Annotated in this window: 14 protein-coding genes and 1 tRNA gene; 12 read left to right on the top strand and 3 right to left on the bottom strand. The window is 31.0% G+C overall.

The genetic code is table 11. The features are described 5' to 3' along the window. Positions 1 to 6 precede the first annotated feature (6 nt). Positions 7 to 1,545 carry a protein translocase subunit SecD gene (gene secD / locus ABIN17_05160; GenBank protein MEO0284446.1) on the bottom strand — a complete coding sequence of 513 codons (1,539 nt, stop codon included), beginning with the start codon at positions 1,543 to 1,545 and terminating at the stop codon, positions 7 to 9. Positions 1,546 to 1,743: 198 nt separating this feature from the next. Between secD and ABIN17_05155 the strand changes: the two genes are divergently transcribed. From ABIN17_05155 to ABIN17_05130, 6 genes are all read left to right on the top strand, one after another. Beyond that, positions 1,744 to 2,301 (top strand): 2-oxoacid:acceptor oxidoreductase family protein, encoded by a 558-nt coding sequence (locus ABIN17_05155; protein ID MEO0284445.1) that lies wholly within the window; start codon positions 1,744 to 1,746, stop codon positions 2,299 to 2,301. A gap of 12 nt (positions 2,302 to 2,313) precedes the next feature. Then, positions 2,314 to 3,978, top strand: coding sequence for an NAD(P)-binding protein (locus tag ABIN17_05150; GenBank protein MEO0284444.1), 1,665 nt, complete (start codon positions 2,314 to 2,316; stop codon positions 3,976 to 3,978). Positions 3,979 to 3,997: 19 nt separating this feature from the next. Further along, positions 3,998 to 5,197 (top strand): pyruvate ferredoxin oxidoreductase, encoded by a 1,200-nt coding sequence (gene porA / locus ABIN17_05145; protein ID MEO0284443.1) that lies wholly within the window; start codon positions 3,998 to 4,000, stop codon positions 5,195 to 5,197. Between the two features lie 11 nt (positions 5,198 to 5,208). Further along, positions 5,209 to 6,135: a thiamine pyrophosphate-dependent enzyme gene (locus ABIN17_05140; GenBank protein MEO0284442.1), complete on the top strand. Its 927-nt coding sequence runs from the start codon at positions 5,209 to 5,211 to the stop codon at positions 6,133 to 6,135. Between the two features lie 265 nt (positions 6,136 to 6,400). Then, a tRNA-Pro gene (locus tag ABIN17_05135) sits at positions 6,401 to 6,475 on the top strand. A 520-nt stretch (positions 6,476 to 6,995) separates the two neighbouring features. Continuing rightward, a complete protein-coding gene (locus ABIN17_05130; protein MEO0284441.1) occupies positions 6,996 to 7,442 on the top strand; it encodes a hypothetical protein in 447 nt (148 codons plus the stop codon). Positions 7,443 to 7,450: 8 nt separating this feature from the next. On the opposite strand, the gene ABIN17_05125 is transcribed toward ABIN17_05130, so the two are convergent. After that, positions 7,451 to 7,978 carry an NTPase gene (locus ABIN17_05125; GenBank protein ID MEO0284440.1) on the bottom strand — a complete coding sequence of 176 codons (528 nt, stop codon included), beginning with the start codon at positions 7,976 to 7,978 and terminating at the stop codon, positions 7,451 to 7,453. Between the two features lie 47 nt (positions 7,979 to 8,025). On the opposite strand from ABIN17_05125, the gene ABIN17_05120 reads away from it, so the two are divergent. Genes ABIN17_05120 through accC form a run of 6 tightly spaced genes read left to right on the top strand, consistent with a single transcriptional unit; the run spans position 8,026 to position 15,972 of the window. Next, positions 8,026 to 8,589, top strand: coding sequence for an STAS domain-containing protein (locus ABIN17_05120; GenBank protein MEO0284439.1), 564 nt, complete (start codon positions 8,026 to 8,028; stop codon positions 8,587 to 8,589). 1 nt (position 8,590) lies between these two features. Then, positions 8,591 to 10,030, top strand: a complete 1,440-nt coding sequence (locus tag ABIN17_05115; GenBank protein MEO0284438.1) for a SpoIIE family protein phosphatase — start codon at positions 8,591 to 8,593, stop codon at positions 10,028 to 10,030. Further along, complete coding sequence (locus ABIN17_05110; protein ID MEO0284437.1) at positions 10,027 to 11,010, top strand: tetratricopeptide repeat protein; 984 nt, start codon at positions 10,027 to 10,029, stop codon at positions 11,008 to 11,010. The genes ABIN17_05115 and ABIN17_05110 overlap by 4 nt, the downstream gene beginning before the upstream one ends. Further along, positions 11,007 to 12,113, top strand: a complete 1,107-nt coding sequence (locus tag ABIN17_05105; GenBank protein MEO0284436.1) for a hypothetical protein — start codon at positions 11,007 to 11,009, stop codon at positions 12,111 to 12,113. Before ABIN17_05110 ends, ABIN17_05105 begins: the two co-directional genes overlap by 4 nt. Beyond that, entirely contained in the window at positions 12,110 to 14,626 is a 2,517-nt protein-coding gene (locus ABIN17_05100; GenBank protein MEO0284435.1) for a S8 family peptidase, read from the top strand. The genes ABIN17_05105 and ABIN17_05100 overlap by 4 nt, the downstream gene beginning before the upstream one ends. Continuing rightward, the gene (accC, locus tag ABIN17_05095; protein MEO0284434.1) at positions 14,623 to 15,972 is read left to right on the top strand and encodes an acetyl-CoA carboxylase biotin carboxylase subunit; all 1,350 of its coding nucleotides are present in this window, start codon (positions 14,623 to 14,625) and stop codon (positions 15,970 to 15,972) included. Before ABIN17_05100 ends, accC begins: the two co-directional genes overlap by 4 nt. On the opposite strand, the gene ABIN17_05090 is transcribed toward accC, so the two are convergent. Continuing rightward, positions 15,969 to 17,693, bottom strand: coding sequence for a diguanylate cyclase (locus ABIN17_05090; protein MEO0284433.1), 1,725 nt, complete (start codon positions 17,691 to 17,693; stop codon positions 15,969 to 15,971). The genes accC and ABIN17_05090 overlap by 4 nt on opposite strands. Between the last annotated feature and the right edge of the window lie 49 nt (positions 17,694 to 17,742).

The following is a 17,742-nucleotide window of genomic DNA, read 5'->3' as shown; positions in this document are numbered from 1 at the left end:
ACCTCCTTATATAGGTAAGCTTTTTACTTTTTTAACAAGAACAAAGTAATCAAAAATTGTTCTTGCAACAAAAACAGCTGTAAAGAAAGAGGTTGCAATCCCAAGAGTAAGAACAAGACCAAATCCTCTTATTGGACCTGTTCCAAACCATATAAGCACAAGTGCTGAAAAGATTGTTGTAAGGTTTGAGTCAAGTATTGTAATAAGTGCCCTTGAAAAACCTGCATCAACTGCAGCTTTAAAGGATTTACCAAGTCTTAATTCTTCCCTTATCCTTTCATAGATTAAAACATTTGCATCAACTGACATACCAATTGTAAGAATAAGACCTGCTATTCCAGGTAAAGTAAGGGTTCCTTTAAAAAGGGAAAGAAGAGAGAGGATTATTATTAAATTTAAGATAAGAGCAAAATCAGCAACGGCTCCTGCAAACAGGTAATAAATAGCCATAAAAATCATTACAAGAAGACCACCAAGAATAGCACTCTGAACCCCCCTTCTTATTGAATCCTTTCCAAGTAATGGACCAATTGACCTTTCTTCTTCTATTTCCACAGGAGCTGGTAAGGCACCTGCCCTTAAAATAACTGCAAGGTCTTTGGCTTCATCCATTGACTCAATTCCCGTAATCTGGGCATTACCTGTCGGTATCTTCTGGGCAATTCTTGGAGCAGATTGAACAATTGAATCAAGAACTATTGCAAGTCTTCTTCCCACATTCTCACCTGTAACTCTTGCAAAATCTATTGTTCCCCTTCTATCAAAGGAGATATTTACAACTGGTGTGTTCTGAAGAGCCGGGTCAGTTCCCTGATAAACTGATTGCCTTGCATCCTTTATATATTCACCCTTAACATCTGGATTTTTATTTAACAAAAAAATTGACCTTAACTTTTTTCCTTCAACCTCAAAAGATTTACCAAAAAGAAAAATTTTATCTTTTGGAATTAATTTTTTAACCTCCTCCCTTTTTATTATTTTTTTAATTGAATCAAGATAGATCTCTTCAAAAACTATATCCCCCCTGTATAAAAATAAAAGTGGTTTTAAAGGTGAATTTTTATTTTCACCCTTTATTTCTAAAAGAGATTTATCAATATTATCAAGAGCTCTCTTAGCAATTTCAATATCTTCAACTAAATGGAAAGTTAAAACTGCCGTTTTTCCAATTATTTCCCTTGCTCTATCTCTATCCATTACACCCGGCAACTGAACCATAATCCTATCTTCACCTATAGGCTGAATAATTGGCTCAAAAACACCCCACTGGTCTATTCTGTTTCTTATTATCTCAAGGACTCTATCCCTTGCTTCCTTAATTTTTTCCTTTTCCGATGGATTTACTTTTAAAACAAGATACATACCACCAATAAGGTCAAGTCCAAGCGAAAGAGTTCTTCTTAAAAGTTTTCTTATCTCTTCTTTTGGCTTTTTTTCAAGTTCGGATTTTGGTATTGAATAATATTGTATTGTAGGGAAAAGAGAAATAACAGAAAAAAGAAACACTCCCAAAATAATTAAAAATTTAAACCTAATAGTTTTCACTTTTTTTTTAAAATTATTTTTTGGGGATGGAACCCTTAAGAATATAGTTTTAATTAAGAATAAAATTATAATAGAAAAACTAAAGCTTTATCAATATTTAAACTTGAAAAAAATTAAATAAAATCATATAATTTTAAAAAATTTCACCCTTAGGGTTCAAATCCGGATTTAAATTTGAAAAAAAGGAGGGATTTTAAAATGATTGAAATTAGATTTCATGGGAGGGGAGGTCAGGGGGCAGTAGTAGCTTCAAAGGTAAGTGCAATAGCGGCTTTTAAAGGAGGCTACTATCCCCTTGCCTTTCCCCAGTTTGGAGTTGAACGTAGAGGAGCACCTGTAACAGCTTTTTTAAGAGTCTTTAATCCTGATGAAAAACTTTTTTTAAGATGTAATATATATAGCCCTGATATTATTGTAATTCTTGATACATCACTTCTTGAAATGATAGATGTTACAGAGGGTTTAAAAGAAAATGGTAAAATAATAATAAATTCACCTAAAAATCCAGAAGATTTTAATTTTAAAGGAAATTTTAAGGTTTATACAGTTGATGCCACAGAAATTGCTGTTAAGTACAAGCTTGGGTCAAGAACTCAACCAATTGTGAATACCTCAATTTTGGGAGCCCTTGCAAAGGTAAGCAAAATTTTTGGGCTTGAAGAATTAAAATATGCGATAGAAGAAGAAGTTTCTGTTAAGAAAGAAGAAAATATTAAAGCTGCTGAAGAAGCCTTTCAAAGTGTAAAAGGATTATAAAGGAGGTGAAAAATGGATAAAAGAATTTCTTATAAAGATATCAATGAATTACCAGAGATTGCTCTTTCAACTGGTTCTACAAGGGTTTTAAAAACAGGTTCATGGAAAAATTTAAAACCTGTAATAGAAGATAAAGCTGCCCCTTGTTCAAAAGCATGCCCTATAAGTACAAAAATTCCTCAGTATTTTTTCCATATTATTGAAAAAAACCTGGATAGAGCAGCTGATATTTTACTTGAAAAAAACCCCTTTCCAGCTATAACAGGAAGAGTTTGCCCTGCATTTTGCCAGATCGGATGTAACAGAAAAAGGTTTGATGAAAGAATTTCAATAAGAGAATTGGAAAGATTCGTAGGTGATTATATCCTTAATAGGGGATATAAAGTTAAGGAAATTCCTTCGGATACAGGTAAAAAGATATTAGTGATAGGTTCTGGACCAGCTGGAATGGCTGCTTCTTACTTTTTAAGGAGAAAGGGACACTCTGTTTTAATTTATGAAAGAGAATCTCTTCCTGGTGGAGTATTAAGGTATGGAATACCTTCTTACAGATTACCTAAGGATATTTTGGATAGAGAGTTTGATATGCTTTATAAAATGGGAATAAAAATTGAAACAAATAAAGCACTCGGAAAAGACTTTTCCATAGATGAACTTAGGGATAAATTTGATGCTATCTTTATTGCTATTGGAGCATGGGTGGAAAAGAAAATGAAAATTGAGGGTGAGGATTTAATGCTCTCAGGATTACATTTTTTAAAGGAAGTTAATGAAGGGAAAGATATCTCAAAATTCATAGGCAAAAAAGTAGCCTGTATAGGAGCAGGTAATGTAGCAATGGATGTTGTGAGAACACTAAAAAGAATTAAGGCAAATCCTGAAATACTTTACAGGAGAACTGAAGCAGAAATGCCAGCTCTTGAAGAAGAAAGAGAAAAAGCAAAAAGCGATGGGATTCCATTTCATCTTTTAGTTCTTCCGATAAAAGCTCAGAAGAAGAATGATAAAATAGTTTTAACTCTTCAAAAGATGCAACTTGGAGAACCTGATTCTTCAGGAAGAAGAAGACCAATTCCCATTGATGGCGCAGTTTATGAAGAGGAGTATGATTTTGTAATAAAAGCAATAGGTGAGGAGGCTGATAGAAGCGCTTTACCTTCCGAATATCTTGGTGATGATGGGTGGCCTTTTGCTGATAAAAAGACAGGAGCTATGAAAGTTAAAGGTGTTTTTGCTGGTGGAGATTTTATTCAGGGTCCTTCAACAGTTGTTGAGGCTGAATCCTGGGCTCAAAAAGCTGCTGAAAGTATTGATAGATTTCTAAAAGGTGAAGATATAAATGTAAGGGAGGTTCCGCCAAAAACTGTTTCCTTTATGCTAATAAACACTGAATACTTTGATAAAGAAAAAGCAGTTCATCCTGTTGAGCTATCTGTAGAAGAAAGAATACAAACCTTTGATGAGGAAGTAAAAACTTTACAAGAAGAAATGGCTATAAAGGAAGCAAAAAGGTGTTTCTCCTGTGGTTATTGTAATTCCTGTGGAAATTGTTTTGTTTACTGTCCTGATATGTCAATATTATGGATGGATAACAGACCCTCTGTAGATTATGATTTTTGTAAAGGTTGTGGTATTTGTGCAAGAGAGTGTCCAAGGGGAATAATTCAGATGGTTTAAAAAAGAAAGGGGATTAAAAATGGAAAAATTAAAAATTGAGAAGAAAACAAAAAAAGTTTTATATGGCAATCATGCAGTTTCTTATGGTGTTAAGTTATCAAGGGTAGAGGTTATATCAGCCTATCCAATAACACCACAAACTCAGGTTGTGGAACTTCTCTCAGAAATGTGTGGTAAAAAGGAATTAAATGCAACTTTTGTGAATGTTGAATCAGAACATTCAGCAATGGCTGTTTGCATCGGTGCAAGTATAACTGGAGCAAGAACTTTCACAGCAACCTCTTCACAGGGATTACTTTTAATGCATGAACTTTTACACTGGGCAGCAGGTGATAGATTGCCAATTGTCATGGCAGCAATTAATAGAGCTGTTGGGGCTCCATGGTCAATATGGTCTGATCAGAACGATACAATTTCCCAGAGAGATACAGGTTGGATGCAGATTTACTGTGAATCCAACCAAGAAGTTCTTGATTCTGTTATACTTGCCTACAAGGTTTCAGAAAGAGTTTTTCTTCCTACAATGATTGTTCTTGATGCCTTTATTTTGTCCCATACTGCTGAACCAGTTGAAATACCTGCTCAGGAAGAAGTGGATGAATTTTTGCCACCTCTTAATTTGCCCTGGGCACTTTCTACTGAAAATCCCTTTGCAATAGGTGCAGTTGTTTCTCCTTCAGGTCCCTATATGGAATTTCGCTATAAAATTCAAAAAGCTATGGAAATGGCACTTTATGAAATTGAAAAAGCCGGTGAAGAATTTGAAGAAAAATTCGGAAGGAGATGGGGACTTGTTGAGGAATTTATGATGGATGATGCTGAAATCGTAATTGTGAGTTCTGGAGCAATTTCCTCAACTGTTAAATATACTGTAAATGAAATAAGAAAAAATGAAAATAAAAAAATCGGTGTATTGAGAATAAGAGTTTTAAGACCCTTCCCCTTCCATAAAGTAAGAGAACTCCTTGAAGGAAGAAAAAAAGTTATTGTTCTGGATAGAAATATATCCTTTGGGCTTGGTGGTGTTTTCTTTAATGAAATAAGGTCTTCCCTTTACACATCAAGAAAAAAACCAAAACTCATTGGATATATTGTAGGTCTTGGAGGAAGGGATATAACACCTTCTGATGTTTATGGGATAATAAAAGATGCAGAAAAAAGAAAAACTTCCGAGGATATTATTTTCTGGGGATTAAAGGAAGAAAATATAAACTTATAAGGAGGGAAAAAATGGCTTTTGAATGGAAAGAACTTTTACAGGAAGAAGTTTTAAATCCCGGTGTTTTATCATGCCAGGGTTGTGGTGCAGTTATAATAATGAGGCATGTTTTAAGAGCTTTGGGTAAAAATACTATTACTACTATTCCAGCTTGCTGTTGGACAATAATTGATGGACCTTATCCATACCACTCTCTTAATGTTCCAGTTTTTCATACTGCCTTTGAAACAGCAGCAGCAACTGCAACCGGAATAAGAGCAGGACTAAATATTAGAGGTAAGACTGATATAAATGTCCTTGCCTTCGCAGGTGATGGAGGAACTTTTGATATTGGGCTTCAGGCATTATCTGGAGCAGCGGAAAGAAATGAAGACATTCTTTATATTTGTTACGATAATGAGGCTTACATGAATACAGGTATTCAGAGGTCAGGGGCAACTCCTTATAAAGCATGGACAACCACAACACCTTTTGAAAGTCCTAATCCAAGACCTAAAAAGAATATAGTTGAGATTATGAGAGCACATAGAATTCCCTATATTGCGACAGCAACAGTTGCCTTTCCCCTTGACCTTTATAATAAGGTAAAAAAAGCTAAAGAAATAAAAGGAACAAGATTCATACATGTTCTTGCTCCATGCCCTCCTGGATGGAGAATGGATTCTGAACTTACAATAAAGGCATCAAGACTTGCAGTTGAAACGAAATTTTTCCCCTTATATGAAGTAGAAGATGGTGATAAAGTTAAAATAAATTATATGCCAAAGGGGCTCCCTTTAAAGGAATATTTTCAGATTCAAGGAAGATTCAAACATTTAAAGGAAGAAGAAATAAATGAAATCCAGAAAATAGTAGATTCATATTTTGAAAAATTGCTCGAAGAACATAAAAGAACTTTTGGAACAACAGATAATATAAAAAGGGGAGTTTATAGATAAATTTAATGTAACTTAAAATACACAAAATTTTGCAAAATTCAAATTATTTTAGTACATATAAGAGAAAAATTTTCGTAAAAAGGGCTCCAAAAGAAAAAAAGGAATGTTTATTGCATTATTTTAAATGATGGGAAAAAAAAGGCTAATAAAAATTTAAGGGAAAAAATGAAAGGTTTCAGTATATTTCTTGAACTTGAAAATAATTCATTTTCCTTACAAAAGCAAATAGAGAATTTATTATACAGGATATAATAAAATAAAAAGACGGGGAGTAGCGCAGACCGGTTAGCGCGCCTGGTTCGGGACCAGGAGGTCAGGGGTTCAAATCCCCTCTCCCCGATTTTGTAATAAGGGGGAAAGAGAGATTATATCTTATAAAGAGGGAAATCCTGTTTATGTTTCTTATAAGATAGATAAAAAAGGGGTAATTACCTATAATGTTAAAAATTATAACTATAAATCAAATTTAGTTATAGACCCGCCCCTTGGACTTATATGGGCTACTTATTATGAAAAAAGTAGATATGATTTAGGCTATTCAATAACAAAAGATGTATATGGTAATGTTTTTGTAACAGGATGGACTTCTTCAACTGATTTTTCAAAACAAGATCCAGGTGGTGGTGCTTATTATCAGGGAACATATTTAGGATATAAATATGCATTCATTTTAAAGTTTGAAAGCAGTATCTCAGTTAAGGAAAATTTAAATTCTCCCAAGAAAAAAATAACCTTTATGTATTAAGAAGCTCAAAATCCCTTGTTTTAGTTTTTGATATAAAAGAAGGATCTTCTCAAGGGGTATAAAACTCTGCTCCTTTAATTTGATTTTATATAAATCTTCATTTTAAAATTAAAATATGACAACTGAAACAGTGAATATTCTTGCACTTATTTTAGGAGTTCTTGCTTTAATTCAACCCCTTATCCTTTCTTATTTTACAAATAAACTCATACAAAAGGAAGATGAAAGAGCAAAAAAGATGATTGAAGCAACTCAAAAAATGATTGAAGCAACCCAAAGGATGATTGATGAAAGCAAAAAAGATACAGAAAAAATGATTGATGAAAGCAAAAAAGATACAGAAAAAATGATTGAAGAAAGCAGAAAAAACACAGAAAAAATGATTGAAGAAAGCAGAAAAAACACAGAAAAAATGATTGAAGAAAGCAGAAAAAACACAGAAAAAATGATTGAAGAAGGAAATAAAAGACTAGAAAAATTTATAATGGAAACACAGAGAATGATTGATGAAGGAAATAAAAGACTTGAAATACTTCTATCAGAAGTTATTAAAAGAGTTTAATTTTAATATCAAATTTTTAATTCCGCGAAACAAATTTCTTTTATCCTTTTAAAAATATACTCTCTTTTATTTTCATTAATTTCAAAAATCTTAACATCCTCTCTTTTTTTGATTTCCTTTATAAAGGGATGAGGAGAAATTGAAATTGTGGCAATTATATCTATACCTGAATTAAAAGCCTTTTCAACAAGTTCCTGAAAATTTTCTGAAAGAAGCTCCATTTTACCTATTTCATCTATCATAAGAAAAGATTTTTCTTCTATAGCCTTAATTATCTCAGGAAGACCTATTTTAAGAAGTGCATTAATATTAACTCCATATTTTGAAACCTTCAAAGGAAAATCAAAATCCTTATGGGCAAAAATTTTCCTTTTACCTTCAAAGTTTTCTATAAAAAAACCGATTCTTTCGCCCTTTTCCCTTATCTCACCTGTAAAAAAGCCTCTTACTTTAACATAATTTTTAAGCTCTTCATAAATTCTTTTTAAAAGAGTTGTTTTACCTGAACCAGGTTTTCCTGTAATCAGAATCTTCATAATAAAATTTAAGAGAAAAAAATTTAAATTTTCATTTATAATATAATATGAAAATTTTTGAAGCAAAAATATTTAAGGAAAATAAAAGAGTTTATGTAAACTTAAAAGGTAAAATAGATACAAGAACAGTTAGTGAATTCAAAGAAATACTTGAAAGGGCAAAAAGGGAAGGTGAAAAAGAAATAGTTATAAATTATAGAGATATCGACTATGTTTCCAGCGCAGGTTACGGAGCCCTTTTAAAATTCTGTGTGTATTCAAAAAAAGATAACATAAATGTAATAGTTACAGGTATGAAACCTGAAATAAAAAGCATTTTTGACATTATGGAACTACACAGATTTATTGATTATAGGGAAAAATATGATATTCCAGTATTTGAAGAGAAAATAGAAGAAAAAGCTGAAGAAACCTTTAACCTTGAAAATTGGATTGAGGAAAAAATAATTGAAAATCCATTAATTGAACCCAGCGAATTAATAAAGGAGTGTCCATCAAAAAATAAAATATCCGAAAAAGAATTTAAAGAAATACTCAAAAAAAAGAATCTTTTAACAAGAGAAGAAAGACTCTTCTTTGCCTATAAGAAATTGAAGGAAAAACTTAAATAAAATGAGTTTTAAAGTAAAAATAAGTATTCTTTTTTCTCTTTTATTCATATTCTTTTCCTATTTAATATACGATAATCTAACTCAAAGAGGCGAAAAATATATAATTGAAGAAATAAAAGAAAGGGGAAATTCTTTATCTTCATCTCTTGCAAGATTTGCAAAGGAACCTATCCTTGATAACAACCTTGCTGAACTTTCAAGATTAACTTACTCTTTAAAAAAAGAAGAAAACCTTTCCTTTGTTTACATAGTAGATAAACAGGGTAAAATAAAAGGTTCTCCAGATTATGAAGATATTGATAAAAATATAAAAGAAATATTACCTTTTTATGAAGCAAGGGAAAATTTACTTATATTTGAAAAAGATATAATAATGGGGGGTATAAATATAGGAAAAGTCTATCTTGGACTTTCTCTTTCAGTTCTCGAAAAAGCTAAAAGTGATTTTAGAAAATCTGCTTTTTTAATTTTCTCTTTATCTTTAATTTTAGGAACCCTTTTGATATTCCTTTTTTCTCATTTATCCCTGAAACCTTTAAACTATATAATTGAAGCCTTAAGAAAAATTGGAGAAGGAAGACTTGATGAAAATATTAAAATCGTATCAAAGGATGAATTCGGTAAAATTGCAAAAGCTGCGGAAGAAATGAGAATTAAACTTATTGAATACAGAAAGGAATTAACAGAAAAGGAAAGGCTTAAAAGGGATGCAGAACTGGCACAGGAAATTCAGAAAATGCTTTTACCTGAAAGATTACCTGAAATTAATGAATATGATATAACTTACTATTATGAACCAGCTTTTTATGTAGGAGGAGATTATGTGGATGTGCTTAAAACAATAAGTCATGTTATATGTGTAATTGGTGATGTTTCCGGAAAAGGAGCTTCCTCTTCCCTTATTATGGCAATGACAAAATCTTTTATATATTCCAATTATAAAACCTCAAGAAGTCCTTCAGCTTTTGCCTCTAACATCCATACTTTTTTAAGATATAAAATACCTGATGATATGTTTCTAACACTTTTCCTTCTTTATTTAGAGGAAAGGGGTAATTATTTTTATTCTTCCTGTGGACATACACCTCCTCTTCTTTTTATATCAAATTTAAAAAAACTGGAAAGGTTCAAAACAAATGGTGTTCCAATTGGTTTTTCCTTCATTTTACCAGATGAGTATCCATCACTCATTCAAAAAGGAAACGGTAAACTGGAAAGTGGTGATATTCTTTTCCTTTATACTGACGGCCTTTTGGATATTAGAAATGAAAAGGGTGAAATTTTGGGTGAAGAAAAACTTTATAACTTTCTTTCAGAAATCTTAACAAGGGAAAAAGAAGTGGAAAGAATTAAAGAAGAATTAATTAAAAAATTAAAAGAATATAAGGGTGGAGCTGAACCTGAAGATGATATAACTTTTTTAATTATAAAAAAGAGATGATACATTTTTTACTTATATTGCCTCTTTTAAAGGGATCCACAGGGGTTTCTTACCCTGTTGATTTCCTTGACCGATATATTACTTCCTCCTTTACAAAACCTGAAGAAAAATTTGGATTCTTTTATGAAATTCCTACACAGATAAAATTTATTTCCCTTATTTACAGAAATTTTTCCTTTGAATCTGATGGAAATACCTTTTTTGGCTTTTCTTCAGGAACATATGCTGAAAAAGCTTCTCTTTCTTTAAGGGGAAAATTAATATTTTTAAATAAGACTTATGAGGGATTTGGAACTGGTATCGGTTATCTCCAGGCACCCCTTAATTTCTTATCTATTGGCTTTTTTGCAGAAGGAATTTATAACAGTAAAGAGAACAAAACAAGTGTATTTGCTCAATCAGGAATTTCTTTTCATAAAAAAGGATTTGCAATTAATCTTGAACCATCCTTTACAACAGATTCAATAGGTTTTAAAGGAGGATTAACTTACCTTTTTAACTTAAAAAATTCCTTCTTTAATTCAGTGAAAATTTATACAGGTTTACAGATTTTCAAAAATAAAATTTTCTCATTTGGGATAGGATTTAGTAAAGATAATATGAAATTTCTAATAGGGAGTTATAACAAAAAATTTTACTTTGGATTTGTTCTTGACTTTAAAAAAAGAGTTGTTATAAAGGAGATAGTAAAAGAAGTGGAAATACCAGTTTATGTAGAAAAAAAAGAAGAAAAAAAAGAAGTAAAACAACCTGTTAAAAAGAAAGAGGAAAAACCTAAGGAGGAAACCTTAACTATCTCAGAGGAAGAACTGGAATACTATTATAAAAAGGGAATAGAATTTTACAAAATGGAAATGCTTGAAGAGGCAATAAAATCCTGGGAATTCATAATAAAAGTTAAGCCTGATTACAAGGACACAAAAAAATTGTATGAATTAGCCAAAGATAGATACGAAAAACTCAAAAGAATATCAGAATGAAAGGTTTTGGAACATCTTCACATATAAAAGCTGGAGAAAAAACATACTATATAGAAACAAGTCTTCTTTCTGCTCAGAGGGAAATATTAACAAAAGTAACAAGAGAAGGAAAAATAGTTTTAGTAAAAAGGATGGAGATACATGAAGAAATAGGAGAAAAGGAAATTTTTGAAACTTTAAAAAATTTCCACGAGAGTGTAGTTAATGAAATAAAAACATGGCTTAGCTTAAAGGAAAAAGTAAAAGATGAACCTCTTGATATTTATATTAATTTAGCTGAAAAAATGTTAAAAATGGGACTTTTAGAAGAAGCAAGAGAAATTCTTGAGGATAAAATAAAAATAAATGAAAATTATGCTCCCTTAAATTTTGTTCTTGGGAAAATTTATTTTTATTTAAAGGAATACGAAAAATCAAGTTTATTTTTTGAAAAGGCTTTACAGGATAAAGAATATCCCAATTACTTACTCTGGGCTGCAAGAACTTATAGATTCATGAAAGAATATACAAGAAGTGTATCCTATTTAAAAAGAGCCTTGGAACAGAATCCCTCTTATGCTGAAGCCCACTTTGAGATGGGTCTTTCCCTTTTAGAGCTTGTTTTAAATTCTGGAACCACAATTCCTTTTAAAACAATAATTCTCTCCTTTAAAAGTGCGGAAATTCTTGACCCGAGATTTAAAAATGAAAAATTTAAAAAAGGTTTAAATTTACTTGAAAAAGGTGAAGTAATTGAAGCTAAAAAACTCTTTGATGAATTTTTTAACATTTTAAAGCCCCATGATGTTCACGAGATTCTTGAAGAATTTACTATTCTTTCAAAATACTCTGATAAGGAAAATTTAAAACAAATAATTGATGACTATATTTTAAAATTAAAGGAAATAAGAGAGGAACACCCTGAATATGCAGATGTTAGATTCAATCTTGCCCTTGCAATTTTTTTTAAGATTAAAACACTATTTGAGGAAGCCCAAATAGAACTTGAAAATGCCCTTTCAATTAACCCACATTATAAAAATGCAAAAAAAGTTCTTGAACTTTTAAAAAATGAAACTGAAGGTTATGCACTATTTTTGAAAACCATAGGGAGGTTAAAATGATTTTTCTTTTAATCTTTTTTTTAAATCAAAATATAAGAGAAAGTCTTGAAAGTAAAGGATACTTGAATCTATGGATAAACTCAAAAAGCCTTTCAAGAATAACGAGTTTACTTGAAAATCAGGGATTTAGATTAAGAGCAATTTCAAGATGGGAAAATTATATATCAGGTTACTTTCCAAAGTATTTGATTAAATCTAAAAAACTTTTAAACCTTATAAAGGATCATAAAATTGTTCTTAAAGGGAAAAAATTTACTGAAATTAAACCTATGTCTTTTTCTCCCTCAGATTACGGGGATTCTTATGAAGCCTTAAATTTTTTAAAAATTCCAGAGGTCCACAAAAAAGGGTTTATAGGACAAAATGTAACAATAAGTTTATTTGACACAGGTTTTGATCTTAATCATCCAGCTCTTCTTCATATAAGGGAAGGAAAAAGGGTTAAATTTTCCTATGATTTTAACAGCGGTGATTCTCTTTTTCTTTTATATAATAGTCAAAGATACAGAATCCCTCATATAAGAGCAATTGGTTATATTGGTAAAACTACATTAACAGGAAATCCTGATACTGTATATATTTTTTATAATTTTCTTAATGAAAGGGATAATATAAAAAATAAATGGAAAATATATGGAAGCTTATTCACAAATGGTTTCTTTATACCTTCAAATGAGCCAAAACTTTTAAGTCCTGACACTATAAATCTTTTACCTTCATCACTTTATTTAAATGGTAAAATATATCTTGTAAGTAAATTATCCTTTCAAAATTACGATGCAATTTACATAAAATTTTTAAATAAATTGTTAAGGGAAGATTCAACAAAAATTATTTTACAGAATCCATTTATTTATGAACTTGAAATTTTCAATTTAAAAAATAAGATAAATGTTATATACACTGATTCTCATTCAATAAATATTACTGATCTAAATGGAAACATAATTTTTTCAAGAAACAAAGAAATACTTAATTTTTCTATTAATAAAATAAATGATACTCTTTTAGTTTTATATGAAAAAGGACTCGAAAATCCTCTAATAGGAATAATGTTTTTAGATACCCTTTATAATGTTATTAAAGATACATTAATCTCAAGGGGACATTCTGCTTCACTTTTTGTAAAAAATGATACATTAAAAATTATTCTTATATCAGGTAACATCACAGATACACTCTATGAATTGAAGTTTGTTGGAAATGTAAATTTGATTGAAAGAAAAATAATTGATACAGGTTTTTTCATAAAGTCTCCCATTTATCATCAGAATAGAATCTATTATTCAAAAAATGGAATAATTTATTTTTATTCACAAGGTGCCATTGATTCAACCTTTGAATATTTTGTTGACGATATAAATAGTTATGAAAATTTCCTTATTTATAGGAGAAGAGGTGATAAAAATGTAAATATTGACCCCTTAACAGATTTTACTGACCCACTTTCAGGAATATATCATGGAACAAGGATGCTTGGAATAATAAGTGGTTTTGCACCTGGTAAACTTATAGGAACAGCACCTGGCGCAGATTTTTTACTTTTTAAAACAGAAAGAACCAACACCCTTGAAGGGGGTAATTTTGAAAACATAATTGAAGAAGATTTTTGGGTAGAAGCCCTTGAACTTTCAAAGAGATTTGGTGCAAAAATTGTTTCCTCTTCCCTTGGATATATTGACTTTTATTCAAAAAAGGATATGGACGGTAAAACTGCAATATCTTCAAGAGCAGCTTCAAAAGCTCTTTCAAAGGGAATACTTGTTTTTACAGCAGCTGGAAATGTTTCACATTCTGATACAACAAAAGCTGATACAACAATTGTTGCTCCAGGTGATGCTGATTCAGTTATAACAGTAGGAGGAATAAAAATTGATGGGAAAATATGGAGAGGTTCTGCTTATGGACCAAGTGCTGATGGAAGAATTAAACCTGATATTGTTTCTCCCTTTAAAAGTATTGCTCCTTTTTTAGAAATCACATCTCAAGGTGATTCAATTTATTCTTACTCTGAATCACAGGGAACATCTGTTTCAACAGCTTTAATGTCAGGTTTTGCCGCATCAATCCTATCAGCTCATCCTGACTGGTCAGCCAAAAAACTATACGAGGCAATTATTAAAACTTCTTCAAAATATCTTAATCCTGATAATATTTACGGTTATGGTGTTCCTAATGCCCTCTCAGCTCTTAATTTTGAAAAAATAAAGGTTCCATCAAAAGAAGGTGAAAAATCAAGAATAATTTCTCTATATCCCAACCCTGTAAAAGGAAAGGAAATTAAAATTGAATACATAGTGAATGAAGCTTTAACACCTCTTTCTATTAAAATATTTACCCCATCAGGTAAAAAAGTTTTCGAAAAGAGTTATTTTACTTTACCCCTTGGAAGATATAAGGAAAAGATTGATTTAATAAATGAAAAGGGTAAAAAATTAAAACCAGGTTTTTATATACTTGTTCTTGAAACATCTGAAAGTAAGGATTATATAAAATTGATAATTGAGGAATGAAAATAAAAAGAATTTTAATAGCAAATAGAGGTGAAATTGCAGTTAGAATAATTTATGCCTGTAAAGAACTTGGTATAGAATCAGTTGCTGTTTATTCAGAAGCAGATAAAGATTCACTGCATGTTTTCCTTGCAGATCAATCGGTTTGTATTGGTCCTCCCCCATCTTCTGAAAGTTATTTAAATATTCCAAGAATAATTTCAGCAGCAGAAATCACAGGTTGTGATGCAATTCACCCTGGCTACGGATTTTTAGCAGAAAATGCTGAATTTGCAGAAATAGTTAAATCTTCTGGTTTTATATTTATAGGTCCTGAACCAGAACACATATCTAAAATGGGAGATAAAGCAATAGCAAGGAAAATAATGAAAGAAGCAGGTGTCCCTGTAATTCCCGGTTCAGAAGGTGTTATTGAAAATATTGATGAAGGAATAGAAATAGCAAGAGAAATAGGTTACCCTCTAATTTTAAAAGCTGCAGCAGGGGGAGGAGGAAAGGGAATGAGAATTGTTAGAAACGAAAGAGATTTTGAAATAAGTTTTAAAACCGCTCAGGCTGAGGCTCAAGCTGCTTTTGGTGATAAAAGATTGTACATAGAAAAATTTATAGAAAAACCGAAACACATTGAAGTTCAGGTTCTTGGTGATGGAAAGGGAAAAATTTTAACGCTTTTTGAAAGAGAATGCACTATACAAAGGAAACATCAAAAAATTCTTGAAGAGGCACCCTCCCCTTCAATTGATGAAAAATTAAGAAAAAGATTGATGGACTATGCTAAAAAGGGAGCAAAAGCAATAAATTATAAATCAGCAGGAACCCTTGAATTTCTTATGGATAGTGATAAAAATTTATATTTCATTGAAATGAATACAAGGATACAGGTAGAGCATCCGGTAACAGAATTCATAACAGGTATTGACTTAATAAAAGAGCAGATTTTACTTGAAGAAAATGGAAATCTTAATTTTGATGAAAAAACTATAGAAATGAGGGGACACGCAATTGAAGTAAGAATTAATGCAGAAGATCCTGAAAGGGGATTTATGCCTTCACCTGGTAAAATAAAAACTCTTCATCTCCCTGGTGGACCCGGAGTAAGAGTGGATTCTTTTATATATGCAGGTTATGAAGTTAAGCCCTATTATGACTCTTTGATTGTAAAACTTATAGTACATGAAAGGAAAAGAGAATATGCAATAAGAAGACTAAAAAGGGCACTTGAGGAAACAATAATTGATGGAATTAAAACTACCATTCCCCTGCACAAAAAAATAATTGAAAGTAGAGAATTTATTGAAGGAAATTTTGATACTCATTTTTTAGAAGATTTTATAAAAAAAATCTAAAATAGTCCCATCTCTTCTTGTGCCCAAGATATTACTCTATTCCTCCCGCTTCTCTTTGCTATATATAGAGCTCTATCCGCCCTTTCAACTAATGAAGTCCTTTCCTTTGCATCAAGTGGAAAAGAAGCAAGACCAATACTTATTGTAACATATACTCTTTCACCATCATCAGTATAAAACTCTTCCTTTTCTATCTTTCTTCTTATTTCTTCAGCCCTGTATTGGGCATATTCTTTTGAACCCTCAATAATTAAAGCAAATTCCTCTCCACCATACCTTGCTGCCAATCCTATCCTTTCAGATTCCTCCTTTAAAATTTCTGCAATTTTAACAAGAACTTTATCTCCAAAGGGGTGTCCATAGGTATCATTTATTTTCTTAAAATGATCAACATCAATAAGAATTAAAGTAAAAGGTAGATTTCTTTTAACATATTCTGATACTTTTTCCTGAAAAATTCTGTGATTAAAGAGACCTGTTAAGGAATCTCTTATGGCAAGTTCAAGAGTTTTCTCAAATAAAATTGCCTTTTCAAGTGAAATCTGAGCCTGCTGAACTAAAAATTCAAAAATTTCCTTATCCTTATCATCATAATAATCAGGATACTTTGAAAAAAGCGAAAGAGCAAAATTCAACTTACCCTCAACCCTTATAGGAAAAGCAAGAATAGACTTTATATCAGGATTAATTTTACCAATCACGGGAACAGAACTCTTTATCCTTCCTGTATAAACAGGGAACCCACTTTTAAATAAAAGGGAAATTATTGAATCCTCCGAATGAACAAATTTTGAACCAACCTTTATCCATTCCTTCTCCTCGTTTATTGCTATACATCTTATTTCTTCTGATTTTTTTTCAAAAAGACATATAATATCACTATTTTTCAAAATTTCAGCAACATGAATAATCTTTTCTGCTACTTCCTTTAAACGGAGCTTTCCAGCTGTATCCTTAGCAAGCTCAAATAGAGCTCTAAACCTTGTTGCAAGTAAATGTTCATCCTTTAGGGAAATAAAAAATTTCAAAAAGAGACTTATCTCCTTTGAAAGATAATCAAGAAAATCAAGGTCTTTCTCTGAAAACCCTCTTATTTCCTCCTTATCAGCATAAATAAATCCATAAAGATCACCCTCTGAAAAAACAGGGACAATACAAACAGAACCAAGTTTTATATCTGATTCATAAAATAAGGTATCATAACCAGAACCTGTAAACTCTGGAAAATACACCCTTTCATTTCTCTGAGTTGCAAGTTTTATTAAAGGTGAATAAAGGGGAATAACTCCCTTGTTTTTAAAAAATTTTTTTCTTGAAAAAGAAGCTTCAATCCTGAATCCTTGAGCTGCAGAGTCATAAAATAAAAAAGCTAAGGAATTCGGAAAAATAATATCCTTATATACTTCCTTTAGATGATTTAAAGCAAACTTGAAAAGAGGAGCAGGCTTTTCAGGATACAGAGGAAATTTTAATTCTTTTATAACTTTCTCTTTTGGAACCTTTTCAATTTCAAAAAGCCTTAGCTTTGAAGAGATTTTATCAATTTCTTCATACAATTCCTTGCTTTTTCTTTTTTCAAAAAATGATAAAAAGAATATTAAAAGAACATACAAGGGAAAAATAAGAAGTAAATTCGGAGAGTAATTAAAAATTATATAAGATGGAAACAAGGAGAAAAACAAAATAGAATAGGGAGAATCAAAAAATAAGAGAATAAACAAAAAGGAAAAATAAGAAAAATAAAAAGCGTATAAGAAGGAAAAAAAATTA

It is taken from the genome of candidate division WOR-3 bacterium (assembly GCA_039803925.1).
Classification (GTDB): domain Bacteria; phylum Hydrothermota; class Hydrothermia; order Hydrothermales; family JAJRUZ01; genus JBCNVI01.
The sequence above is the reverse complement of the archived record's forward strand: the minus strand, read 5'-3'. Positions and strand labels throughout refer to the sequence as shown.